This is a genomic window from Agrobacterium sp. ST15.13.013 (assembly GCF_027956525.1).
GTDB classification, from domain to species: domain Bacteria; phylum Pseudomonadota; class Alphaproteobacteria; order Rhizobiales; family Rhizobiaceae; genus Agrobacterium; species Agrobacterium salinitolerans.
Genome location: NZ_JAQKGP010000010.1, coordinates 61,954 through 86,367 on the forward strand (window position 1 = coordinate 61,954; position 24,414 = coordinate 86,367).

The 24,414-nt window shown below is 59.1% G+C and carries 20 protein-coding genes and 2 riboswitches; of the genes, 15 read left to right on the plus strand and 5 right to left on the minus strand.

Annotated features, from left to right (window positions below; translation table 11 throughout):
* The first annotated feature begins 48 nt into the window (after positions 1-48).
* The 5 genes from pyc to PL597_RS12175 all read left to right on the plus strand — a co-directional run bounded on the left by pyc (position 49) and on the right by PL597_RS12175 (position 7,741).
* Positions 49-3,510 (plus strand): pyruvate carboxylase, encoded by a 3,462-nt coding sequence (gene pyc, locus PL597_RS12155; protein WP_269833841.1) that lies wholly within the window; start codon positions 49-51, stop codon positions 3,508-3,510.
* 127 nt (positions 3,511-3,637) lie between these two features.
* Positions 3,638-4,438: a DeoR/GlpR family DNA-binding transcription regulator gene (locus tag PL597_RS12160; protein ID WP_271365241.1), complete on the plus strand. Its 801-nt coding sequence runs from the start codon at positions 3,638-3,640 to the stop codon at positions 4,436-4,438.
* A gap of 12 nt (positions 4,439-4,450) precedes the next feature.
* On the plus strand, positions 4,451-5,641 hold the full coding sequence (locus PL597_RS12165; RefSeq protein WP_271365242.1) for an MFS transporter: 1,191 nt from the start codon (positions 4,451-4,453) through the stop codon (positions 5,639-5,641).
* Between the two features lie 120 nt (positions 5,642-5,761).
* Positions 5,762-7,012, plus strand: coding sequence for a flavodoxin-dependent (E)-4-hydroxy-3-methylbut-2-enyl-diphosphate synthase (gene ispG / locus PL597_RS12170; protein ID WP_271365243.1), 1,251 nt, complete (start codon positions 5,762-5,764; stop codon positions 7,010-7,012).
* Between the two features lie 66 nt (positions 7,013-7,078).
* Positions 7,079-7,741 (plus strand): OmpA family protein, encoded by a 663-nt coding sequence (locus tag PL597_RS12175; protein ID WP_077985445.1) that lies wholly within the window; start codon positions 7,079-7,081, stop codon positions 7,739-7,741.
* Between the two features lie 30 nt (positions 7,742-7,771).
* Here the strand turns inward: PL597_RS12175 and PL597_RS12180 are convergent, their stop codons facing one another.
* Positions 7,772-8,686 carry a polyprenyl synthetase family protein gene (locus PL597_RS12180; RefSeq protein ID WP_271365244.1) on the minus strand — a complete coding sequence of 305 codons (915 nt, stop codon included), beginning with the start codon at positions 8,684-8,686 and terminating at the stop codon, positions 7,772-7,774.
* Between the two features lie 237 nt (positions 8,687-8,923).
* Here PL597_RS12180 and mtgA point away from each other — a divergent pair, with 237 nt between their 5' ends.
* Positions 8,924-9,571: a monofunctional biosynthetic peptidoglycan transglycosylase gene (mtgA, locus tag PL597_RS12185; RefSeq protein ID WP_245307259.1), complete on the plus strand. Its 648-nt coding sequence runs from the start codon at positions 8,924-8,926 to the stop codon at positions 9,569-9,571.
* A gap of 15 nt (positions 9,572-9,586) precedes the next feature.
* On the opposite strand, the gene PL597_RS12190 is transcribed toward mtgA, so the two are convergent.
* Positions 9,587-10,606: an aldose epimerase family protein gene (locus tag PL597_RS12190; protein ID WP_271365245.1), complete on the minus strand. Its 1,020-nt coding sequence runs from the start codon at positions 10,604-10,606 to the stop codon at positions 9,587-9,589.
* Between the two features lie 73 nt (positions 10,607-10,679).
* Positions 10,680-11,606, minus strand: a complete 927-nt coding sequence (gene metA, locus PL597_RS12195) for a homoserine O-acetyltransferase MetA (RefSeq protein ID WP_271365246.1) — start codon at positions 11,604-11,606, stop codon at positions 10,680-10,682.
* A gap of 83 nt (positions 11,607-11,689) precedes the next feature.
* A riboswitch (SAM riboswitch) is annotated at positions 11,690-11,766 on the minus strand.
* 89 nt (positions 11,767-11,855) lie between these two features.
* Between metA and PL597_RS12200 the strand changes: the two genes are divergently transcribed.
* From PL597_RS12200 to PL597_RS12230, 7 genes are all read left to right on the plus strand, one after another.
* Positions 11,856-12,509: a thiamine diphosphokinase gene (locus tag PL597_RS12200; protein WP_269824810.1), complete on the plus strand. Its 654-nt coding sequence runs from the start codon at positions 11,856-11,858 to the stop codon at positions 12,507-12,509.
* Between the two features lie 4 nt (positions 12,510-12,513).
* Positions 12,514-14,340, plus strand: a complete 1,827-nt coding sequence (locus PL597_RS12205; RefSeq protein ID WP_271365247.1) for an ABC-F family ATP-binding cassette domain-containing protein — start codon at positions 12,514-12,516, stop codon at positions 14,338-14,340.
* 95 nt (positions 14,341-14,435) lie between these two features.
* Positions 14,436-14,828: a VOC family protein gene (locus PL597_RS12210; RefSeq protein WP_271365248.1), complete on the plus strand. Its 393-nt coding sequence runs from the start codon at positions 14,436-14,438 to the stop codon at positions 14,826-14,828.
* Between the two features lie 45 nt (positions 14,829-14,873).
* A riboswitch (TPP riboswitch) is annotated at positions 14,874-14,984 on the plus strand.
* 38 nt (positions 14,985-15,022) lie between these two features.
* Positions 15,023-16,036, plus strand: coding sequence for a thiamine ABC transporter substrate binding subunit (gene thiB / locus PL597_RS12215; protein WP_271365249.1), 1,014 nt, complete (start codon positions 15,023-15,025; stop codon positions 16,034-16,036).
* Between the two features lie 19 nt (positions 16,037-16,055).
* On the plus strand, positions 16,056-17,681 hold the full coding sequence (thiP, locus tag PL597_RS12220; protein ID WP_271365250.1) for a thiamine/thiamine pyrophosphate ABC transporter permease ThiP: 1,626 nt from the start codon (positions 16,056-16,058) through the stop codon (positions 17,679-17,681).
* Entirely contained in the window at positions 17,678-18,394 is a 717-nt protein-coding gene (locus tag PL597_RS12225; RefSeq protein WP_137412304.1) for a thiamine ABC transporter ATP-binding protein, read from the plus strand. Before thiP ends, PL597_RS12225 begins: the two co-directional genes overlap by 4 nt.
* 307 nt (positions 18,395-18,701) lie before the next feature.
* Positions 18,702-20,162, plus strand: coding sequence for a M48 family metalloprotease (locus PL597_RS12230; protein ID WP_236760878.1), 1,461 nt, complete (start codon positions 18,702-18,704; stop codon positions 20,160-20,162).
* Positions 20,163-20,214: 52 nt separating this feature from the next.
* On the opposite strand, the gene leuC is transcribed toward PL597_RS12230, so the two are convergent.
* Positions 20,215-21,624: a 3-isopropylmalate dehydratase large subunit gene (gene leuC, locus PL597_RS12235; protein ID WP_077985457.1), complete on the minus strand. Its 1,410-nt coding sequence runs from the start codon at positions 21,622-21,624 to the stop codon at positions 20,215-20,217.
* A 184-nt stretch (positions 21,625-21,808) separates the two neighbouring features.
* Here leuC and PL597_RS12240 point away from each other — a divergent pair, with 184 nt between their 5' ends.
* Entirely contained in the window at positions 21,809-21,994 is a 186-nt protein-coding gene (locus PL597_RS12240; protein WP_271365297.1) for a hypothetical protein, read from the plus strand.
* Positions 21,995-22,048: 54 nt separating this feature from the next.
* A complete protein-coding gene (locus tag PL597_RS12245; protein WP_077985458.1) occupies positions 22,049-23,326 on the plus strand; it encodes an MFS transporter in 1,278 nt (425 codons plus the stop codon).
* A 121-nt stretch (positions 23,327-23,447) separates the two neighbouring features.
* Here PL597_RS12245 and PL597_RS12250 read toward each other — a convergent pair whose 3' ends face one another.
* Complete coding sequence (locus tag PL597_RS12250; RefSeq protein WP_173990303.1) at positions 23,448-24,389, minus strand: rhizobiocin; 942 nt, start codon at positions 24,387-24,389, stop codon at positions 23,448-23,450.
* Positions 24,390-24,414 lie beyond the last annotated feature (25 nt).

A 24,414-nucleotide genomic window follows, 5' to 3' on the forward strand; every position in this document is an offset into this window, starting at 1 on the left:
ATTCCGCAGTGCAGCAGAAATTTTGTTTTGGCGTGTGGGGAGACCGTCTTGAAAATATCGAAAATACTTGTTGCCAACCGATCCGAAATTGCGATCCGCGTTTTCCGGGCAGCGAACGAGCTTGGGATTAAAACCGTTGCGATTTGGGCGGAAGAGGACAAGCTGTCTTTGCACCGCTTCAAGGCGGACGAATCCTATCAGGTCGGCAGGGGGCCGCATCTCGCCAAGGATATGGGGCCGATCGAGAGCTATCTTTCGATTGAGGAGGTTATTCGCGTTGCCAAGCTTTCCGGAGCGGACGCGATCCATCCCGGTTACGGTCTTCTGTCTGAAAGCCCCGAATTCGTGGAGGCCTGCAACAAGGCCGGCATCACCTTCATCGGGCCGACGGCGGATACGATGCGCCAGCTCGGCAACAAGGTGGCTGCCCGTAATCTGGCGATCTCGGTCAACGTCCCCGTTGTTCCCGCTACCGATCCACTGCCCGACGATATGGCGGAAGTGGAGCGCATGGCTGCGGAAATCGGCTATCCGGTCATGCTGAAAGCCTCCTGGGGCGGCGGCGGACGCGGCATGCGCGCCATCCGCAGACGAGAGGATCTCGCCCGCGAGGTGACGGAGGCCAAGCGCGAGGCGAAGGCCGCTTTCGGCAAGGATGAGGTCTATCTGGAAAAGCTGGTCGAGCGTGCGCGTCACGTCGAAAGCCAGATTCTCGGTGATACGCATGGCAATGTCGTGCATCTGTTCGAGCGTGATTGTTCGATCCAGCGCCGCAATCAAAAGGTGGTCGAGCGTGCGCCCGCGCCCTATCTCACCGAAGCGCAGCGTCAGGAATTGGCTGCCTACTCCCTGAAGATTGCCGCCGCCACCAATTATATCGGCGCCGGCACGGTCGAATATCTGATGGACGCCGATACCGGCAAATTCTACTTCATCGAGGTCAATCCACGCATCCAGGTGGAGCATACCGTCACTGAAGTCGTGACCGGTATCGATATCGTCAAGGCGCAGATCCACATTCTCGAAGGCGCCGCCATTGGCACGGCGGAATCCGGCGTGCCGCGCCAGGAGGACATCCGTCTCAACGGCCATGCGCTGCAGTGCCGTATCACGACGGAAGACCCGGAACATAATTTCATTCCGGACTATGGCCGTATCACCGCCTACCGTTCCGCCTCGGGCTTCGGCATCCGTCTGGATGGCGGTACGTCCTATACCGGCGCTGTCATCACCCGTTATTACGATCCACTGCTCGTCAAGGTAACGGCCTGGGCGCCGCAACCGGATGAAGCGATCAACCGCATGGATCGCGCGCTGCGCGAATTCCGTATTCGCGGTGTGGCAACGAACCTCACCTTCCTCGAAGCCATTATCGGTCACGACAGCTTCCGCAACAACACCTATACGACTCGCTTCATCGATTCGACGCCGGAACTGTTCGCGCAGGTCAAGCGTCAGGACCGCGCCACCAAGCTCCTGACCTATCTTGCCGATGTGACTGTCAACGGCCACCCGGAAACCAAGGGTCGTGCTAAGCCCTCCCAAAAGGCGGCAAAGCCGGTCGTACCTTATATCGACGCGCCGACGCCCGATGGCACCAAACAACTGCTGGACAAGCTTGGCCCGAAAGGCTTTGCGGACTGGATGCGCAATGAAAAACGCGTTCTGGTTACTGATACGACCATGCGTGACGGGCACCAGTCGCTTTTGGCCACCCGCGTTCGTACCCATGATATCGCCCGTGTCGCCAGCGTTTACGCCAAGGCGCTGCCGCAGCTTCTCTCGCTGGAATGCTGGGGTGGTGCGACGTTCGACGTTTCCATGCGCTTCCTGACGGAAGACCCATGGGAGCGTCTTGCGCTGATCCGCGAAGGCGCGCCAAACCTGCTGCTGCAGATGCTTCTGCGCGGCGCGAACGGCGTTGGGTACAAGAACTATCCCGACAACGTCGTGAAATACTTCGTCCGTCAGGCCGCAAAGGGGGGGGTCGATCTCTTCCGCGTCTTCGACTGCCTGAACTGGGTGGAGAATATGCGCGTCTCGATGGATGCAATTGCCGAGGAGAACAAGCTCTGCGAGGCGACCATCTGCTACACCGGCGACCTATTGAATTCGGCGCGTCCGAAATATGATCTCAAATATTATACCAACCTCGCCGTTGAGCTGGAAAAGGCCGGCGCCCATATCATCGCCGTCAAGGATATGGCGGGCCTGCTGAAACCGGCTGCCGCCAAGGTTCTGTTCAAGGCGCTGCGCGAGGCGACCGGTCTGCCGATTCATTTCCACACCCATGATACTTCGGGCATTTCCGCCGCGACCGTTCTTGCGGCCGTGGATGCCGGTGTCGACGCCGTGGATGCCGCAATGGACGCCTTCTCCGGCAATACGTCGCAGCCTTGCCTTGGCTCGATTGTGGAGGCGCTGGCGGGCTCGGAGCGCGACACGGGCCTCGATACCGAATGGATCCGCCGCATTTCCTTCTATTGGGAGGCCGTGCGCAACCAGTATGCGGCCTTCGAGAGCGATCTCAAGGGACCAGCCTCGGAAGTCTATCTGCATGAAATGCCGGGTGGACAGTTCACCAACCTCAAGGAACAGGCCCGTTCGCTGGGTCTTGAGAGCCGCTGGCACGAGGTGGCGCAGGCCTATGCCGACGCCAACCGGATGTTCGGCGATATCGTCAAGGTGACGCCGTCTTCCAAGGTCGTCGGTGATATGGCGTTGATGATGGTCAGTCAGGATCTGACGGTGGCCGATGTTGAAAACCCTGATCGTGAAGTGTCTTTCCCGGAATCGGTGGTGTCGATGCTGAAGGGCGATCTTGGGCAGTCGCCGGGCGGCTGGCCGGCAGCCCTGCAGAAAAAGGCGCTGAAGGGCGAAGCGCCCTATACCGTCCGTCCGGGTTCGCTGCTGGAAGATGCCGATCTCGATGCCGAACGGAAGGTGATCGAGACCAAGCTGGAGCGCAAGGTCGATGACTTCGAGTTCGCATCCTATTTGATGTATCCGAAGGTATTCACCGATTTCGCGCTGACTGCTGAGACATATGGTCCGGTCTCCGTGCTGCCGACCCATGCCTATTTCTACGGCATGGAAGATGGCGAAGAGCTGTTTGCCGATCTCGAGCGCGGCAAGACGCTTGTCGTCGTCAATCAGGCTTCGTCCGGCGTTGATGACAAGGGCATGGTGACGGTGTTCTTCGAGATCAATGGTCAGCCGCGCCGCATCAAGGTGCCGGATCGCGCCCATGGCGCTTCCGGCTCCGCCGTGCGCCGCAAGGCCGAACCCGGCAATGCCGTCCATATCGGCGCGCCAATGCCGGGCGTGATCAGCCGCGTCTTCGTCAACCAGGGTCAGGATGTCAAGGCCGGCGACGTGCTGCTCTCCATCGAGGCCATGAAGATGGAAACCGCGCTTCACGCCGAACGCGATGGCAAGATCGCCGAAGTTCTGGTGCGCCCCGGCGATCAGATCGATGCGAAAGATTTGTTGATCGCTTACGGGGAATAAAGCCGTATTTGATCATTGATGCAATGTCAGACGCCCGCCTCTTCGGCGGGCGTTTTTTATTGCGTAACCGAAAAAACTCAAATATGCATGTTCTTGCACGTTTATTCTTGTTTATGCATGAGTTCCGATGAGCGATCATTTTGTTAGCGAGCGGCAGGCGCTCATCCTTGCGCAGTTGCGGCAAAGCGGTCGGGTGCTGGCGCAGGATCTCGCGCAGAGTTTCGGCGTTTCCGAAGACACCGTGCGCCGCGACCTGCGTGAGATGGCGGCCCGTGGCGAATGTTTACGGGTTTATGGCGGGGCGTTGCTTTCCGACAGCAAGACGGTGCCGCTGAAAACGCGTATTGCCGAGGATGCGGACCGCAAGGCCATGCTGGCGCGCGCCGTCGTTCCGCTCATTGAACCGGGCATGGTGGTTTTCATCGATGCCGGGTCGACCAATCTTGCCATTGCACGAGCGATACCGGCCGGGCTCAATCTGACCGTAGTGACGAATACGCCCGCCATAGCCGCCGAGCTGACGGGGCGGGCCGATATCGATCTGGTGCTGATCGGCGGCAAAGTCGATCCGGCCGTAGGTGCGGCGATCGATGCCATGGCGCTTCGGCAGCTTGAACTGATGCGGCCAGATCTATGTGTCCTCGGTGTTTGCGGCGTTGCGGCCGAGACGGGTCTGTCGGCGGATGTTTTCGAAGATGCGGTGTTCAAGCGGCTCGCCTGCAGCGCCAGCCAGCGGATTGTCGCCGCCATCACCACGGAAAAGCTCGGCCACAGGGCAGCTTTCCATGTGCATGATTTCTCCCCACCTCTTTCCCTGGTGCTGGAACAGGATGCCGACCGCGCATTGGTCGAGGCCCTGTCGGCAAAGGGCGTACAGGTTCATTGCGGCGATGATGACGTCGCTCAGTTTTCTCATGGTCAAGTCTGAAGGATATTGCCGATGAATGGCCCCACGACGTTTTCGCCGACAGGCACACGCTCATCCTATCTGACGCGGCACAGGCTTGGCGTTTCGCTGCTGTTTTTGATGAACGGCTTCATGATGGGCTCATGGGCGCCGAAGATTCCGGAATTTGCCGCACGTCTGTCCCTCAGCGAAAGTGCGCTCGGCCTGATCATTCTGGTTTTCGGTATCGGTTCGCTGGTTTTCATGCCGATTGCAGGATCGCAGATCGCCCGTTTCGGCTCGCGTACGGTCAGCCTTGTCACCGCCGCCATCTTTCTGCCGACGCTGCTTTTCATCTCCTGGGCCGGCACCGTCTGGGCGGGGGTGATCGCGGTTTTCCTGTTCGGCGGGCTGACGGGGGCGATGGATGTCGCCATGAACGCCAATGCGGTAGCGGTGGAGCGCGATATGCGCCGCGCCATCATGTCGTCGTGCCACGCTTTCTGGAGCCTCGGCGGCCTGATCGGCGCCGGTCTTGGCGGGTATCTCATCACGGCCATCGGTGTGCAGGGACACGCCATTGCGCTAACCGTCATCGCGCTCGTGCTGCTGGTCATTGCGTGGCCGCGCGTCCTTGCGGATCGTCCGCATCCGGAGGAGGAGCACCCGAAAGGTGGCCTGCCGCTGACGCCTCTGCCCTGGATCATCGGCCTGATGGCGCTGTTCTCGATGATCCCGGAAGGGGCCATCCTCGACTGGGGTGCGCTTTATCTGCGCAATGAACTCGGTGCTTCCGTATCGCAGTCCGGTTTTGCCTTTGCGGCCTTTTCCATGACCATGGCGGCGATGCGGTTTGCCGGCGATCTGGTGCGTGACCGCTTCGGCGCCGTGACGACCCTGCGCTTCTGTTCGGCCATGTCGATTATCGGTCTTATGATTGCCGGTCTTGCGGGAAATTCCACTATTGCGATCATCGGCTTCGCGATTGCCGGCATCGGTATTTCCAACATGGTGCCGATTGCCTTTTCGGCAGCGGGCAACATGCCGGGGCTGGCACCGGGAATCGGCCTTTCGGTTGTTACCACCATGGGTTACTCCGGTATCTTGGTGGCACCGTCCGCCATCGGCTTCATCGCGGAACATACCGGTCTCGCCAGTGTCTTCCTGTTCCTACCCCTGCTCCATGTGGTGGTTCTGCTGCTTTCGCGGCTCGCGCGCCATGCGGATGGCGCGGGCAAGGAATAGGCGTCTCGAATTTTGCCATGATTGCGGTAAAGTAGAAGCTCTCATGCGTTGGGTGTTGACAAGCCGGCCCCCTTGTTTCACCTCAATTGCCAGACCTTGCCGCAAGCTCCAGAGACCGCCATGACGTCACATGCCGATTACGATCCCAAGCCCCGCCGCGCATCCGTCGCCGTAGACGTGGGCGGTGTCATCGTCGGTGGCGGCGCGCCCGTCGTCGTGCAGTCGATGACCAATACCGATACGGCGGATATCGACGCCACGGTCAGCCAAGTGGCGGCGTTGTTCCGCGCCGGTTCGGAAATCGTGCGCATCACCGTCGACCGCGACGAGAGTGCGGCCGCGGTGCCGAAAATCCGCGAGCGGTTGCTGCGTCTTGGGCTTGATGTGCCGCTTGTTGGCGATTTCCATTATATCGGCCACAAGCTTCTCGCCGATCACCCTGCCTGTGCCGAGGCGCTGGGCAAATACCGGATCAATCCGGGCAATGTCGGCTTCAAGGACAAGAAGGACAAGCAGTTCGGCGAGATCGTGGAAATGGCGATCCGTTACGACAAGCCGGTGCGAATCGGCGTCAACTGGGGCTCGCTCGATCAGGAATTGCTGACGACCCTGATGGACAGGAACAAGGAGCAAGGCTTCCCTCTCTCCGCCCGTCAGGTAACGCGAGAAGCGATCGTTCAGTCGGCGCTGATTTCCGCCGAGCTTGCCGAAGAAATCGGCCTGCCGCGCAACCGCATCATCCTGTCGGCCAAGGTCAGCCAGGTGCAGGACCTGATCGCCGTTTATTCCATGCTGTCGGAACGCTCCGACCACGCCCTGCATCTCGGCCTGACCGAAGCGGGCATGGGTTCGAAAGGCATCGTCGCCTCGTCCGCCGCCATGGGTTACGTGCTTCAGCATGGCATCGGCGATACGATCCGCGTTTCGCTGACGCCGGAGCCGAATGGCGACCGCACCCGCGAGGTCCAGGTGGCGCAGGAACTGCTGCAGGTCATGGGCTTTCGGCAGTTCATTCCGGTCGTTGCGGCATGTCCTGGCTGCGGGCGCACCACGTCTACCGTGTTTCAGGAACTGGCCCAGAACATCCAGAACGACATTCGCAAGAACATGCCGATATGGCGGGAAAAATATCCCGGGGTCGAGGCGCTCAACGTTGCCGTCATGGGCTGCATCGTCAATGGGCCCGGCGAAAGCAAACATGCCGATATTGGCATTTCGCTGCCCGGAACCGGCGAAAGCCCGGCAGCGCCCGTCTTTATTGATGGCGAAAAGGCGCTGACCCTGCGTGGTCCCAACATCGCCGCCGATTTTGAAGCGCTTGTGATCGATTACATCGAAAAGCGTTTTGGCCGGAAAGATGCGGCGGAGTAAAGAGTAGCGTGAAAAGGCCGGAATTCCATTGTCATACCTCCTGAACCTCTCGGAGCATCAAAACACATGATCAAAAAAATCGCGATCGTCGCCCTTTGCGGGACCTATCTTTCCGCCTGCACCACCACCGATCCCTATACGGGTGAGCAGAAGATTTCGAACACGGCGGGCGGCGCCGGCATCGGCGCCGTGGTCGGTGCTCTGGGTGGTCTGGCTGTCGGCGGTTCGCCGACCGGTCGCCGCAATGCAGCGCTCATCGGTGCGGGCATCGGCGCGCTCGCCGGCGGCGCCATCGGCAATTACATGGATGGCCAGGAAGCAGAGCTTCGCGCCCAGCTTCAGGGAACCGGCGTTTCGGTTACCCGCCGTGGCGACAGCATCGTTCTCAACATGCCGTCGAACATCACCTTCGCGACGGACCAGGATCAGGTCATCCCGCCATTCTATCAGACGCTCGATTCTGTCGCCATCGTGCTGAACAAGTTCAACCGCACGCTCATCGACATCAACGGCCATACCGATTCTACCGGCAGCGCCGGTTACAATCAGGGCCTTTCGGAACGTCGTGCCGCGTCGGTCGCCAATTATCTCGGCGCGCGCGGCGTCGACCAGCGCCGTATTTCGACGCTCGGCTTCGGCCCGTCGCAGCCGATCGCCTCGAACGCAACGCCGGATGGCCGCGCCCAGAACCGTCGCGTCGAAGTGCTGATTTCGCCGCTCAAGGGCTGATTGGGTGATGAAAAGCTGAGCGGAAGCCGCTCAGCTTTTTCGTTCAGCGATGAATCTGGCGGCCGCGATGAGAATTGCGGCCTTTTCGCCATAAGGGGCCAAGAGTTCGCTGGCTTCCGCCACCTGCTCCTGCAGTTTGCGACGTGCCCAGTCTTCGCCGCGCAACGCCACAAGCGTTCCCTTGCCGCGAGCGGCATCCTTTCCGGTGGCCTTGCCCATGGTGGCGGCGTCGGCCGTCAAATCCAGAAGGTCGTCGGCAAGCTGGAAGGCGAGGCCGATCTTTTCGCCGAAGAGACGCAGCCTTTGCCTTTCGGAAATGTCGCTGCCAGCAACAATTGCGCCCGCTTCACAGGCAAAACGTAACAGTGCGCCGGTTTTCATAGCCTGCAATGTAACGACGCCGGCTTCATCGGGTGCCTTCTTTTCCGCAGCGAGATCGAGCGCCTGGCCGCCAGCCATACCGCCTATGCCCGCTGCGCGGGCAAGCGAAAGCACGAGTGCGGTCTTGCGTTCCGCGGCTAGCGGATTTTCGTCCGAGGCGATGATATCGAAGGCAAGCGTCAGCAGGCTGTCACCCGCGAGAATAGCGGTTGCCTCATCGAATTTGCGATGCACCGTCGGCTGGCCGCGGCGCAGGTCGTCATCGTCCATGGCCGGCAGATCGTCATGAACCAACGAATAACAATGGAGGCATTCCAGTGCCGCGCCGACATAAAGGGCGGCTTCGGCATTCCCGCCCGCAAGGGCAGCACTTTCGATGACGAGGAAGGGCCGTAGGCGTTTGCCGCCGTTCAGCACGCCATGGCGCATGGCGTCGAGCAGGTTTTGCGGGCGCGTGATCTCATCCGCGCGGGCGTCGCCGGAAAGCAGGCGGCCAAGCAGGGCTTCGGTTTTTGCCGCGTTTTCGCGCAGTCTCGTTTCGAAATTCGTCATCTGAGCGTCCATGCGCGCTCTTTGGCATGCCGGACGAATGCAGGCAAACCTTTTCGTGATTCCGGGGTCGCAACGGTGTCACCGGACTCGCCTTCAAGGCGGCAATGGACTATGAAAGGCTTCAATTGGCGTGGGGCGCGGGGACGGATATTGAGCAGTACGCCTGAAAGCGACGCAGAATATGCCGTGCTGGCGGAAGACCGAAGCAGGCAGAAGGTGGATTTTCGCACGTTGGCAAAGCGTATCGTCATGACCATGCTGGTTTTGCTGATTCTGCCCTATCTGTTGATTCCGGTTTATGCGTTGCCATTCATCCGGCCTGTTTCGACGCTGATGCTGACCGATATGGTCACTCTGCAGGGTTATGATAGACGCTGGGTGCCGCTTGAGGATATTTCGCCGCGCCTTGTGCAATCCGTGATGATGTCTGAGGACGGGCAGTTCTGTTTCCACGGCGGTGTGGACTGGAACCAGATGCAATCTGTGGTCAGCGATGCGCTCGAGGGGGCTTCCACCCGCGGCGCCAGCACTATTCCGATGCAGACGGCGAAGAATCTGTTCTTATGGAACGGCCGCTCGTTTTTGCGCAAGGGGCTGGAATTGCCGCTGGCGATTGCCGCCGATTTCGTGTGGTCGAAAAAGCGGATGATGGAGATTTATCTCAACGTTGCGGAATGGGGACCGGGAATTTACGGTATCGAGGCTGCCGCCCAGCACCATTTCAAGGTGCCGGCCGCAAAACTCAGCTCCCGTCAGGCGGCGCTGCTGGCTGTGTCATTACCCAATCCAATCGACCGCGTCGCCAGCAAGCCGGGACGCGGGCTGCAACGGCTTGCTAGCCTCATCGAACGGCGCGCCCGCGCCTCCGGCGGCTATGTCGGCTGCGTGCTGGATTGATCCCGGCGTGCCGCTTCAGCCTTTCTTGAAAATATAATCGGTTTCCTGTCGCAGGGTTTCGCCTGGCCGCAGGATGGCGTGCGGGAAATCCGCGTGGTTGACGGCGTCCGGCCATATCTGCGTTTCCAGGCAGAAACCGGCAAAGGGGCCATAGCGACGGCCATCGAGGCCGGGAACCGGAACATCCAGTTTAAAGGCCGAATAAAACTGCACACCGGGTTCGGTGGTGTGAACTTCAAGGGCGATATCGGAGGCCGACGAATAGGCGCGGGCGACCTTGCGCTTGGCGCGGCGCTCTGGCGAGAGGCAGAAATTATGGTCGTAGAGAACCTGCTCGCCATTCTCCTTGCGCCGCATCGGTGTCGGGTGGCGCAGGTCGAAGACGGTGCCTTCGACGGAGCGGATTTCGCCCGTCGGTATCTGCTTGTCATTGGTGGGCAGGTAAAAATCAGCCGCGATGCTGATCTCATGCCCAAGTGCGGTGTCTGCGCCATCGAGATTGAAGTAGGAATGCTGGCAGACATTGGCGATGGTCGGCTGGTCGGTCACCGTTTCATAGACCACCGAAAGCACGCCGCCGTCGAGGATCGTATAGGTGGCCGTGACCGTGCAATTGCCGGGATAACCGGCGCGGCCATCGGGGTCGATAATCTGCAGAACCACATGGCTTTCGCCATGTTCCATCAGCATCCAGTTGCGTTTGCCCATGCCGTCGCTACCGCCATGCAGGTGGCTTACGCCCTTTTCATTGAGCTCCAGCTGGTATTCGTGCCCGTCGATCGAGAACCGGCCGTCGCCAATACGGTTGGCGTTGCGGCCGGGGGTGGCGCCGAAATAGGAGGAATATTTATAGTCCTCGAACTTGTCGAAGCCGAGCACGAGGGGCGGCTGGTGGCCTTCAAGACGCAGATCCTGAATAACGGCGCCCCAGGTGATGATCTTGGCCGTCAGCCCGCCTTTCGAGATGGTGACGCGTTCGACTTTTTCGCCGGTCGTCGTGAAACCGAAATTCTCCCGCACCGCCGCGTCGCTCATAACGTCATTCTCCCGATTGCCATGAATTGCCGGCGGACGTTGCGTCATTTTCCGGCAATTCGCAATCCGCAATTTACGCAGCGAGTTTGCCGATGGATTCGAGATCGTAGGGCGTCGTCTGGTATATTTCGTTGATCCAGTTGCCGAAAAACAGATGGGCATGGCTGCGCCAACGGTTGAGCGGGGCTAGTTCCGGATCATTGTGCGGAAAATAATCATGCGGCAGCTTGATGGGAACGCCGGAATTCACGTCACGGAAATATTCGTCGGACAATGAGGTCGAATCATATTCGACATGATTGAACATATAGAGACGGTTGCCTTCCTTTTCATGCACCAGACACACGCCCATTTCCTCAGATTCCATCAGGATTTCGAGGTCGGGGTGTTTTTCGATATCGGCGCGCCTAACTTCCGTCCAGCGTGATACCGGAACCTGAAAATCGTCCGAAAAGCCGTTGAGGTAGATCGAGGAGGGGCAAAGGTTGCGGTGGCGATAGACCCCGAAAGCTTTTTCCTTCAGCTCGTATTTCGGCACCCCATGGAAATGATAGATGGCGGCCATCGCGCCCCAGCAGACGTTGAGGGTCGAATGAACATTGGTGCGGGTCCATTCAAATATCTTCTGCATTTCATTCCAATAGGTGACGTCCTCATATTCGAGCAGCTCAATCGGCGCGCCGGTGACGATGAAACCGTCGAACTTGCGGTGACGCACTTCTTCCCACGTCTCGTAGAAGGAGAGGAGATGTTCTTCCGGCGTGTTCTTGGCGCGATGGCCGCCGATGCGGATGAGCGACAATTCCACCTGCAGCGGCGAGGCGCCGACGAGGCGCGCCATCTGGATTTCGGTCTTGATCTTGTTCGGCATGAGGTTGAGAAGCCCGATCTGGAGCGGGCGGATATCCTGCCGGATGGCCGCCGTTTCGGTCATGACCCGCACGCCCTCATGAACGAGGGTCTCAAAGGCGGGAAGCGTATCGGGAATCTTGATCGGCATGTCGAACTCTCTTTTCCGGGTCGCGTAAAGAACGTTGCGAAAACAAAAAAACCGGCAGCGAAATCGCGACCGGTCCCAGGAAATTGCCCTTTTCCTCGACCCTTTAGCGACTTCTTTAAAGTGGCTGCAAGCCGGTCGGCAAATCACCACTGAGGGGTTTCATAATCCCGAAGCCGGCGAAAATCAATATAGGCTGATTTCATCGGGTTTCTGCTTTCCATTTTCGGCCGAGGTGCGGTAAGGCAGGGCATGAACAAAGAGCGCTTCACCATTCTGCTTGGCGGCGATGTCACGGTGACCGGTCGTCTGAAAGAGGCGGTCGCGGACAGCCGTGTGATTGCGGCCGATGGCGGCATGCGCCATGCCGGGCCGCTTGGCCTTGTGCCCGAGCTGTGGGTTGGGGATTTCGATTCCGCCAATGAAGAGTTGCTCAACGCCTGGCCCGATGTGACGCGGCAACCCTATCCGGCGGCAAAGGCAGTGACAGATGGTGAGATCGCGGTCTCCGAGGCACTGTCGCGCGGCGCGCATTCGCTGCTGCTGGTGGGCGCGCTTGGCGGCGCACGAAGCGACCATGCTCTGCAACACCTTCTTTATGCGGTAGCGCTTGCGGAACATGGTTTTGAGGTGACGCTGACCTCGGGTGAGGAAGAGGCAAGGCCGTTGCTTGCCGGTTCGCTCGCCATTGATCTGCCGCCCGCTTCGCTGTTTTCGGTTGCCGGATTTACCGCTCTTGATGGGCTCGATATCGGCAATGTGCGTTATCCATTGAAGGATTTCGCGCTTGCTTTCGGTTCGTCCCGCACTATTTCCAATGTCGCGAATGGCGGCCCCGTGCATTTCTCGCTGAAAAGCGGAAAAGCCATCGTGCTCGCCCGCCCTTATGACCTGACCGGAGCCTGACGCCTTGGCACCCCCAATTTTGAAACTCGATGACATCAAGCTGACCTTCGGCGTGACCCCGCTGCTCGACGGCGCCAATCTCCAGGTGGAACCGGGCGATCGCATCTGCCTTGTCGGGCGCAATGGTTCCGGTAAGTCCACCCTGATGAAGATCGCCGCGGGTCTCATCGAGGCGCAGTCGGGCGAGGTTTTCCGGCACCCCGCCGCCACCATTCGTTATCTGGAACAGGCACCGGATTTTGCCGGTTACGCCACCGTCCAGGCCTATGCGGAAGCGGGGTTAGGACCGGGTGACGATCCCTATCGCGTGACCTATCTTCTCGAACATCTGGGCCTTACCGGACAGGAAAATCCAGAGAGCCTCTCAGGCGGCGAGGCGCGCCGTGCGGCACTTGCCCGCGTCATGGCGCCTGAGCCGGATATTTTGATGCTGGACGAGCCGACCAACCATCTCGATCTTCCCACCATCGAATGGCTTGAAAGCGAGCTGCAGCAGACGCGCAGTGCGCTGGTGCTGATCTCGCACGACCGGCGCTTTCTGGAGAAGGTCTCGACCTCGACCGTGTGGCTCGATCGTGGCCAGTCCCGCCGTCTCAATCGTGGCTTTGCCCATTTCGAGGAATGGCGCGACAAGGTTCTGGAAGAGGAAGAGCTGGAGCAGCACAAGCTCGGCAAGGCCATCGAGCGCGAAGAACACTGGATGCGTTATGGCGTGACCGCAAGGCGCAAGCGCAACATGCGCCGCGTCGGCGAGCTTCAGGCGATGCGCGCGGAATATCGCGGCCACAAGGGGCCGCAGGGCACGGTGCAGGCGACCGTTACCGAAGGGCGTGAATCCGGCAAACTGGTCATCGAGGCCGAGGCCATCACCAAGGCTTACGGCGAGCGCGTGATCGTCGCGCCCTTTTCGCTGCGCGTCCATCGCGGCGATTGCATCGGCTTCGTCGGCCCGAACGGCGCCGGTAAAACCACGCTTCTGAAGATGCTCACCGGCCAGCTGGAGCCCGATAGCGGCACGGTGAAGCTTGGCACCAATCTGGAGATTGCGACGCTCGACCAGAAGCGCGAGGATCTCAATCCCAACGATACGCTCGCGCATTATCTGACCGATGGCCGCGGCGAAAATCTGCTGGTTAACGGCGAATTGAAGCATGTGACGGGCTATATGAAGGACTTTCTGTTCCAGCCGGAACAGGCCCGCACGCCAATCCGCAACCTGTCCGGTGGCGAGCGCGCGCGCCTTATTCTGGCGCGCATTCTGGCACGGCCGACCAATCTTCTGATCCTCGACGAGCCGACCAACGATCTCGATATCGAAACGCTCGATCTGCTGCAGGAAATCGTCGCCGGCTTCTCCGGCACGGTCATTCTCGTCAGCCACGACCGCGATTTTCTTGACCGTACCGTGACCTCCACCATCGCCCCTGTTAATCCCGACCAGCCTGACGGGCGCTGGATCGAATATGCCGGTGGCTATTCGGACATGATGGCGCAGCGCAAGGGGGCGTCGGACGAGAAGCGCAAGGCTGAGAAGCAGGAAAAGGCGAAAGCGGCATCTTCCGCCTCGGCTTCACAGGAGCCTGTAAAGGCGAAGGGCAAGCTTTCCTTCAAGCAGAAATTCGCGCTCGAAAATCTGCCTAAGGAGATGGAGAAGGCGCAAAGCGAAATCGCAAAACGCGAGCAGCGCATGGCCGATCCGGAACTTTTCACAAAAGATCCGGAGGCTTTCAACACGCTGGCGCAGGAAATGTCGAAGCTGCGCGACAAGCTGGAAGACATGGAAGAAGAATGGCTGGAACTGGAGATGCTTCGCGAGGAACTGGAGGGCTGAAGGCATCAGTCCTTCCTTTGCCGGTCCTCCTTCGACCTTTGACAGAAAAGCAGAATTGCCGTTCTATGCCGGCGTTCGCTTGGAGGAGTTGAAAAATGCGCATGATTTTTGTCAATCTGCCGGTCAAGAACATCGAGACGTCAAGAAACTTCTTTACTGCTCTCGGTTTCAACTTCAACCCGGAATATTCAGATGACCACACACTCTGCATGATCGTGGAAGAGAATATCTTCGTGATGCTTCTGCAGGAGGGACGTTTCCGCGATTTCATCAACGGCGACATTGCCGATGCGACGCGAACCACCGAGGTTCTGACCTGTCTTTCCGCCGGAAGCAGGGAGGAAATCGACCGGATGATCGCCACGGCGCTCGCCTCCGGCGGTGGCAGCTGGAAGCCCGTGCAGGATCATGGCTTCATGTATGCCGGCAGCTTTCAGGACCCCGACGGACATGTCTGGGAACTGGTGCATATGACGGAACAGGGCTGACCTCGGCCATCTTGCCAATCACGGACGGCGGGATTACACCATCATCTTGATCTAACGGGGTGTCTTTTGCGCTTTGGTGTAAAAGGCTGAGAGGCTTGCCAACCCGAAGAACCTGATCCGGTTCATACCGGCGGAGGGATTAGACGGCTTTAACGCAGACGGCTATTTCCCTATCGTTTTTTGAGGAGATACCCGTGCGCCGTCGTCTTTTCCTGAATTCCCTCGTTGCCGCCTCGCTGTTTCTGCCCGGTCTTGCCATTGCACAGGATAGACAGGAACTGACCGTCTACACCTATGAGAGTTTCGTTTCCGAATGGGGTCCCGGCCCCAAGGTGAAGGAAGCCTTCGAGAAGGTTTGTAATTGCACGGTCAATTTCGTCGGCGTGGCCGATGGCGTGGCGCTGCTCAATCGTCTGAAGCTTGAAGGGGCGGGGTCCAAGGCGGATGTCGTCGTCGGTCTCGACACCAATCTTGTCGCGGAAGCAAAACAGACCGGTCTGTTCGATGTCAGCGGCATCGATGCATCGGCGGCCAAAGTGCCGGGCGGTTATACGGACGATGTTTTCATTCCCTATGATTACGGTCATTTCGCTGTCATCTATGATACGCAGACGGTGAAAAGCCCGCCGACGAGCCTGAAAGACCTCGTGGAAGGCGACCCCTCGCAGAAAATCGTCATTCAGGATCCGCGCACCTCCACGCCGGGGCTCGGCCTGCTGCTATGGGTGAAATCGGTTTACGGCGACAAGGCCCCGGAGGCTTGGGAAAAGTTCAGGAAGCGCATTCTCACCGTCACGCCGGGCTGGTCGGAATCCTATGGCCTCTTCACCAAGGGTGAGGTGCCGATGGTGCTCTCCTACACCACCTCGCCCGCCTATCACATGGTCGCTGAAAAAACGGATCGTTATCAGGCCGCCGCCTTTTCCGAAGGACATTACATCCAGATCGAGGTTTCCGGTCTCCTCAAAAACGCGCCGCACAAGGAACTGGCAAAGCAGTTCCTCGCTTTTACGCTAACATCCGGTTTTCAGGATGCCATTCCGGAAAACAACTGGATGATGCCGGTCGCGGCGACCTCTAAGCCTTTGCCGGAGGCGTTTTCCAAACTCGTGGTGCCGCAGAAGACTTTCGTGATGGATCCGGAAGAGGTGGCGAGGAACCGCAAGGCATGGATCGATGAATGGCTTGCCGCCATGAGCATGAATTGAGGAAGGGGCACACCCGCGCATGATGCCGTGTCGCGATTACCGACGGTCGATCATTTTCGGAACGGCGGCTTTTGCTGCCGTTTTCCTGTTCATGGCGCTCGCGGTTGCGGCTCTCCTGTCTTTTGATGCCGGCGCGCCCGCTGCCGGCATCATGGATGCCTATACGCTGCGCATCCTGCGTTTCACGCTTTATCAGGCAACGCTCTCCACCCTTCTTTCCCTTTTTCTCGGCCTGCCGGTGGCACTGGCGCTTTGCCGTCGGCGCGAGTTTCCAGGAAGAATCTGGATCGTCAGACTGATGGCGGTGCCGATGGGTCTGCCTGTGATCGTCGGCGCTTTCGGTATCATCACCATCTGGGGCAGGCAGGGCGTTTTGAATTCGGCCCTTGTTTTTGCCGGGGCGGATGAGCCGTTCAGCATTTACGGTCTTTCCGGCATTCTTATTGCCCATGTGTTTTTCAATCTGCCGCTTTCGGTGCGGCTGATGCTGGCCGGGCTGGAGCGTATTCCGGGCGAATATTGGCGCATGGCGGCGAGCCTCGGTATGGGTCCGGTTTCGATTTTCCGTTTTATCGAATGGCCGGCGGTCGCGCGTCTCATCCCCGGTATTGCCGGGCTTGTCTTCATGCTGTGCGCCACCAGCTTCACGCTCGTTCTTCTTTTGGGCGGCGGGCCGGCGGCAACGACGCTGGAGGTGGCGATCTATCAGGCGCTGCGGTTCGATTTCGATCCGCAGCGGGCGATTGCGCTTTCGGTTTTGCAGATTGCCCTCACCGCAATTCTGCTCGGCCTTCTTGCCTTTTTGCCGTCGCCCGAAGCGGAGATTCCCTCGCTTGGCCGTTCCCTTCGCCGTTTCGATGGAAAAGGCGTCGGCGCCCGTCTTTGGGATGGCGTGGCAATCGTGTTCGCTGTTCTGCTGATCGGGCTGCCGCTTGCTGCCATCGCTGTTTCGGGTTTGAGGGCCGATCTGCCGCGCCTTCTGTCCGCGCCGATTTTCCTGCGCGCGGCGGTGGCCAGTCTTGCAATTGCCGCACTGTCCGCAGCTCTTGTTGTGCTCTGCTGCATGGCGATCATCGGCGCGCGACAGGCGATAGGCTCCAGACGGCAGGCGGGGCAACCCCTGCGCTTCCTCTCCGCCATGCTGGGGGCGGGGTCTTCGCTGGTGCTTTTGGTGCCGCCTGTCGTATTGGGAAGCGGGTGGTTCCTGTTATTGCGGGTTTTCGGCGATGTCAGCTTCTATGCGCCGGTCCTCGTGGCGCTCATCAATATGCTGATGGCTTTGCCGCTTGCCATGCGGGTGCTGGAACCGGCTTTCACCAGTCATTTTTTGCGCACCGGCCGGCTTTCCGCCAGTCTCGGGCTTCAGGGCTTGACGCGGCTGCGGTTCGCCGATCTTCCGGTTCTGTGGCGGCCGCTGGCCATGGCGTTTTCCTTCGCCATGGCCCTGTCTCTCGGCGATTTAGGTGCGGTTGCCCTGTTCGGGTCGGAAAGTTTCGTCACTCTGCCATGGCTGGTTTACAGCAGCATGGGCAGCTATCGTACCAATGACGCCGCCGGTTATGCCTCCCTTCTCGGTATCGTCTGCCTGCTGCTTGCCGCAGGCGGTGTTGCGCGGCAATCCCCATCAGCAAGGGCGAGCATATGACCGGCGAAGATTTTGCCGTTGAACTCAACAAGGTCAGGCTGCGGCTTGGAACGCAGGATTTCGACCTCGATTGCACATTCCCGCAGAGCCGGATAACCGCTGTCGTTGGCGCGTCCGGTTCTGGCAAGTCGACGCTTCTCAACCTCGTCGCAGGCTTCGAGGTGCCGGATTCCGGCCGCGTGATGATCGGCGGGCAGGACATGGCGGCGCTCGATCCTTCGGAGAGACCGGTCTCATCGATCTTCCAGGATAATAATCTTTTCGCCCATCTCGATATCTTCACCAATGTCGCTCTCGGTGTCAGCCCCGGGCTGAAATTACGTGTGGAAGACCGGGAACGGATTGAGATGGCCCTCGTCCGCGTCGGTCTTGCGGGTTTCGACAAACGTTTGCCGGGCACGCTTTCCGGCGGAGAAAGGCAGAGGGCGGCGCTGGCGCGCGCGCTGGTCAGAAAAAAACCGGTCATGCTGCTCGACGAGCCCTTTGCCGCACTCGATCCGGGACTGCGGGCGGGTATGGCCTCCCTGCTTCTCGACTTGCATGGAGAAACAAAAAACACGGTGATTATTGTCACCCACCATCCTGACGACATAAAGAAGCTGGCGCAGCAGGTGGTTTTTCTTGATCGCGGCCGGGTTGTCTATGTCGGCTCTACCGCAGATTTCTTCGCCACACAAAATGTGAAGGCGGTGGACAGTTTTCTGAACGGGTGATCGCCTTATTTTCGACGTGTGCCGCTGGCAATCGATTTAGATGACTTCAATGGCGCTAATTTGCACTTGCCAGTTTCAAGTTGTTGCCCGAGAAAAGATGGGAATTATTGCGTTCTTCAGGAATAATCCGGACTTCATGGATCGTTTTTACCGTTTCGGCATTCATCGCCCGTTGGGGCGAATCTGTTATTCTGGTCTGCAATTAACGGATGATCAGGAACGTTAGGGGCAGGCATAGAGAATGAGAAATAGCATGACCGCAGAGGGGAGGCTCTTCTCCCGTTCAGGCCTTCGCCGTTCGGGCAGGATGGTTGCCGCCTGTTCCGTGCTGACGGCGTCTGCCGTGTTCCTGTCGTCGTGTCAGTCTCTCTTCAGCCCGGCATACCAGTCCACCTTGCGGCCGTCGGATAATCCGCAAACGGTCGAACAAGTGCAGAAGAATGATCCGCGCGCCCAGATGGGTGCACGCGAACATCCGCGCATCGTGGCAAGTTATGGCGGCGAATATCGTGACGCTAAGACGGAGCGGCTTGTCGCCCGCATCGCCGGTGCTCTGACGGCTGTTTCGGAAAACCCGCAACAGTCCTACCGCATCACTATCCTTAACTCGCCGGCCATCAACGCCTTTGCGCTGCCGGGCGGATATCTTTACGTGACGCGCGGACTGCTAGCGCTTGCCAACGATGCTTCGGAAGTGGCCGCCGTGCTTTCGCATGAAATGGGCCATGTCACCGCCAATCACGGCATCGAACGCCAGCGCCGCGAAGAGGCGGAGGTGATTGCCAGCCGCGTGGTTGCCGAAGTGCTGTCGAGCGATCTTGCTGGCAAGCAGGCGCTTGCGCGCGGCAAGCTGCGGCTCGCGGCCTTTTCGCGCCAGCAGGAATTGCAGGCGGATGTGATCGGCGTGCGCATGCTGGGCGAGGCCGGTTACGACCCCTTTGCCTCGCCGCGTTTTCTGGATTCCATGGCGGCCTATGCGCGCTTCTCCTCGGCCGACCCTGAAAACGACCAGAGCCTCGACTTTCTTTCCAGCCACCCCAACACGCCGCAGCGCATCGAGCTTGCGCGGCGTCATGCACGCGCCTTCGGCCAGGACGGCCAGGTCGGGGATCGTGGTCGCGACTGGTTTCTGGATGGCATAGACGGCCTGCTTTATGGCGACAGCCCGCAGGAGGGTTATGTCCGCGGCCAGACATTCCTGCACGGAACGCTTGGCATTCGTTTCGATGTGCCGGAAGGTTTCGTCATCGACAACAAGGTCGAGGCTGTTCTGGCGACGGGACCGGGCGATATGGCGATCCGTTTCGACGGCGTCGCCGATCCGAAACAGACGAGCCTTGCCAATTATCTGACCAGCGGCTGGGTTGCCGGCCTGTTGCCGGAAACCGTCAAGGAAACGAAGATCAACGGTCTGGAGGCTGCGACAGCCCGGGCAAGTGCGGATAAATGGGACTTCGACGTGACCGTCATTCGTGTCGGCCAGCAGATATTCCGTTTCCTGACGGCCGTGCCGAAGGGCAATACCCAGCTCGATTCTATCGCCAACATATTGCGCACCAGCTTCCGCAAGATGACGCCGCAGGAAATTGCCTCGCTGAAGCCGCTGAGGGTGCGGGTGGTGACTGTGAAGCCCGGTGAAACCGTGGCGACGATGGCGGCGCGGATGATGGGAACCGACCGGAAGCTCGACATGTTCCGCATGATCAATGCCATGAGCGCCACGGCGACGCTGCAGCCCGGCCAGCGTGTGAAGATTATTTCCGAATAAACAAAAACCCCGGATCGCTCCGGGGTTTGCTGTTCAAGCAATCATGCGGCAATCATTGCCACTCACGCACGTCGACGAAATGACCGGCAATCGCCGCCGCTGCCGCCATAGCTGGCGAGACGAGGTGAGTGCGGCTCTTATAGCCCTGACGGCCCTCGAAATTGCGGTTCGAGGTGGAGGCGCAGCGTTCGCCGGGTTTCAGGCGGTCATCATTCATGGCAAGGCACATGGAGCAGCCCGGTTCGCGCCATTCGAAACCGGCTTCGAGGAAAATCTTGTCCAGACCTTCCTGTTCCGCCTGTTCCTTCACGAGACCGGAGCCCGGCACGATCATGGCCGAAACGGTGGGAGCGACTTTACGGCCGTCAACGATCTTCGCCGCCGCGCGCAAATCCTCGATGCGGCCATTGGTGCAGGAGCCGATGAAGACGCGGTCGATGGCGATATCGGTGATGCGCGTGCCGGGCTTCAGGCCCATATACTCAAGCGCACGCCACTTGGAGGCGCGCTTGTTTTCTTCCTCGATGTCATCGGGATTGGGAACAATGCCTTCAACGGAGGTCACGTCTTCCGGAGACGAACCCCAGGAGACGATGGGCGGCAGGTTGGCCGCATCCAGCACCACGACCTTGTCGTAATGGGCGCCTTCGTCGGATTTCAGCGTTTTCCAATAGGCGATGGCCTGTTCCAGCGTTTCACCCTTCGGCGAGCGCGGCTTGTCCTTGATGTAATCGAAGGTGGTTTCATCCGGTGCGATAAGACCCGCACGCGCGCCGCCCTCAATGGTCATGTTACAGACCGTCATGCGGCCTTCCATGGAGAGCGAGCGGATCGCCTCGCCGGCAAATTCGATTACGTGGCCGGTGCCACCCGCCGTGCCGATCTCGCCGATAATGGCGAGGATGATGTCCTTGGCGGTAACGCCATCAGGAACTTTACCGTCGACACGCACCAGCATGTTCTTGGCTTTCTTCTGGATCAGCGTCTGCGTCGCCAGAACATGCTCCACTTCCGAGGTGCCGATGCCATGCGCCAGTGCGCCAAAGGCGCCGTGGGTCGAGGTGTGGCTGTCGCCGCAGACGATCGTCATGCCGGGCAGGGTGAAACCTTGTTCGGGGCCGACGATATGGACAATGCCCTGGCGCTTGTCGCGCTCGGAATAATATTCGACGCCGAAATCCTTGGCGTTCTGCGCAAGCGCTTCCACCTGAATGCGGCTTTCCTCGTTCTTGATGCCTTCCAGCCTGTCGGCCGTGGTCGGAACGTTGTGGTCCACAACGGCCAGCGTGCGGGCAGGCGAATGCACGGGGCGACCGGCCATGCGCAGGCCTTCGAAGGCCTGCGGGCTCGTCACCTCATGGACGAGGTGACGGTCGATGTAGAGAAGACAGGTTCCGTCTGGGTCGCGATTGACGACGTGGTCGTCCCAGATCTTGTCATATAAGGTGCGGGGTGCGCTCATGGCTCTATGCCTTGTCATGGAAAAGTGTAATCAGGGTTCGGAATGGCGTGGACAGCGGTGCTGTCAGGCGAGCCTAAGTCGGCTGGTGAGCGCCCCGGAAACGCGCGCAAAGAACCGTGCCGGCAGACGCTTGTGGTCCTGCAGCACATAAACATTCTGCGCGAGACATCCGAATTTAGATCCCATGGCAGCCTTCATAGCAGATCGCCGGTTTAACGGCAACATGAATGCGCAGAGCACGGAATGCGACGGTTTGGCATTTTCCATGTGCGCTGCATCATTGCTGAATGGCCTCAACAGTCTTGTCTTGCAGGGGATCTTCAATGGTTATATTGCAATGCAACTTGCCTATTTTGCGGCGCACATATAGATGGGTTCCCTTATCATTTGCGTTTCGACGAGAAATCGAAGGGAGGGAAAGCATATGGTATCCGAAAAAGCCCTTATCTCGAAGATCACCTGGCGGCTGATGCCGTTTCTTGGCCTTCTCTATCTCATTGCCTATATCGACCGCCAGAATGTCAGCTTCGCAAAGCTGCAGATGGTCGATGCGCTGAGCCTTAGCGAATATGCCTACGGCCTTGGCGCTTCGCTGTTCTTCATCGGTTACTTCATCTTCGAAGTGCCGAGCAACTTGTTCCTCAACCGTTTCGGCGCCAGCAAATGGTTTGCCCGCATTCTGGTTTCCTGGGGCGCCGTCACCATCGCGCTTGCCTACACGCAGAACGCTACGATGTTCTACATCCTGCGCTTCCTGCTCGGACTCTGCGAGGCGGGCTTCTTCCCGGGTGTATTGTTCCTGATGACGCTCTGGTTCCCGCGCGATTATCGCGGCCGTATGATCGGCCTGTTCATGATTTTCAGCGCGCTTGCCAATGCCATCGGCGCGCCGCTCGGCGGCATGCTGCTCGATCTGGATGGTTTCCTCGGCTATGCCGGATGGGAATGGGTGTTTCTCGCGACCGGTATTCCGGCGGTGATCGCGGGTATCGTCACCTTCTTTTATCTGGACGATACACCCGAAAAGGCGAAGTTCCTGAGCCGGGATGAGAAGGACTGGTTGAAGAACCGGCTGGCCCAAGAGAACAAGGGCATGGAAGAGCATGCAGAGGATGGCTTCAAGGCGCTGGTCAATCCGCGCGTTCTGTTCATGGCGCTTTGCTATGTCGGATTCCCGCTGGCCGCTTATGGTCTCAGCTACTGGCTTCCGACCATCGTGAAGAGCTTCGGCGTTTCCAACACCGCCAATGGCTTCATCAACATCATCCCTTGGGTGATCGTTGCCGTTGCCCTGTTCGTCGTGCCTTTGGCAGCCGACAAGGCAAAGAACAAGACGCCCTATATCGTCGCCCCCGCCTTCATTGGCGCCTTTTGCCTGTTGATGTCGGCCTTGCTCAGTGACCCGGTGCTGCAGTTCGCCTTCCTCTGCATCGCCGCTGCCGGCATCTTTGCCGGCCAGCCGGTGTTCTGGAGCCTGCCCGGCCGCTTCCTCAAGGGAGCAGGTGCGGCCGCCGGCATCGCCGCGATCAATTCCGTCGGCAATCTGGGTGGCTTCGTGGCGCAGAACGTGGTGCCCTGGATCAAGGATGAGACCGGCAGCACCATTGCGCCGATGTTCTTCCTTGCCTTTTGCCTGGCGCTAGCAGGCGTGCTGGTCATCATCGCAACGCGCAGAATGGGCAATCAGGTCAAAGCGGCCTGATTTTGGAATATTGCGACATCTGAAGCGGTTGCCGATCGCCGCATATGCAAAAAATCGTGGCCCGGATGTCTCCGGGCCACGATCATTTTAAGCGGCAAATAATGAATTCTCTTCAAGAGAATTACGCGGTGAACCAGTCGCTACCGGTCAGGTGGACACCGGCGACAACGATCTTTTCGCCCTTGTGCTCGCCAGTGACGTTGTAGGTGAGGATGGTGTCGTTATCGATCGTCGACACCGCCCAGTTGTCGAGTACCGTACCGACCAGCTTGAGCTTGTCCATGGCCGTGTTGAAGCCTTCGATAGTGTCGGTCGCAAAGCTCTTGGCCATGTCGCCGAGATTGAAGACGAAGGTATCGGCGCCACCGCTTGCCTTTATGTGGTCGATGCCCTTACCGCCGGCTACCAGCGAGGAGGCGAGGTTTACGCCACTCAGGTCGATAGAGTCGTTGCCTGCGCCGGCGTCGATCTTGACGGAGGTGAAGCTGCCGTCGGTGACGCCAGCGCCACCGTTCACGACATTGGTACCGGCAGCAACGCCGCCATCGAATGCCGTGCCCGCCTTGACCACGATGGTGTCGTTGCCGGCGCCCGTGTCGATGTTGAAGGCGTTTACCCAAGCCTTGTCGTTCGAAATGACAGAGACGGTGACAGTGTCATTGCCTTCGCCGGTCGAGATGTTGCCACGCTTGGCATTGAGAACTTCAACGTTGGACGAACCGGTGCCGCCGAGATGAACATCGACCTGAACGAAATCCTTGAAGATAAGGTTTTCAGAAGTGTCGGACTGGGCGAGAGCGTTTTTTACCGAATTCCATGCCGAAGACACGTCAAATTTGAAGCTGTTAGAGCTGGGATCATAGCCGACATCGACCGTGCCGCCCGCGCCGGTGCCGGGAACGGATACCGCGCCGACATTGACCACGCCGGAGTCGAGCGAAGAACCGTTTTTGACCTGTGCTGTGGATTCGGTTAGGAGCTTATAAGCTTCCTGATCGACCAGATTGGTGAGCGAAGAGACCGAAGCAGCGCCACCATTACCAAAAGTTACTTTTAACGCCATTTTACACTCCCATAAATTTTTGAGA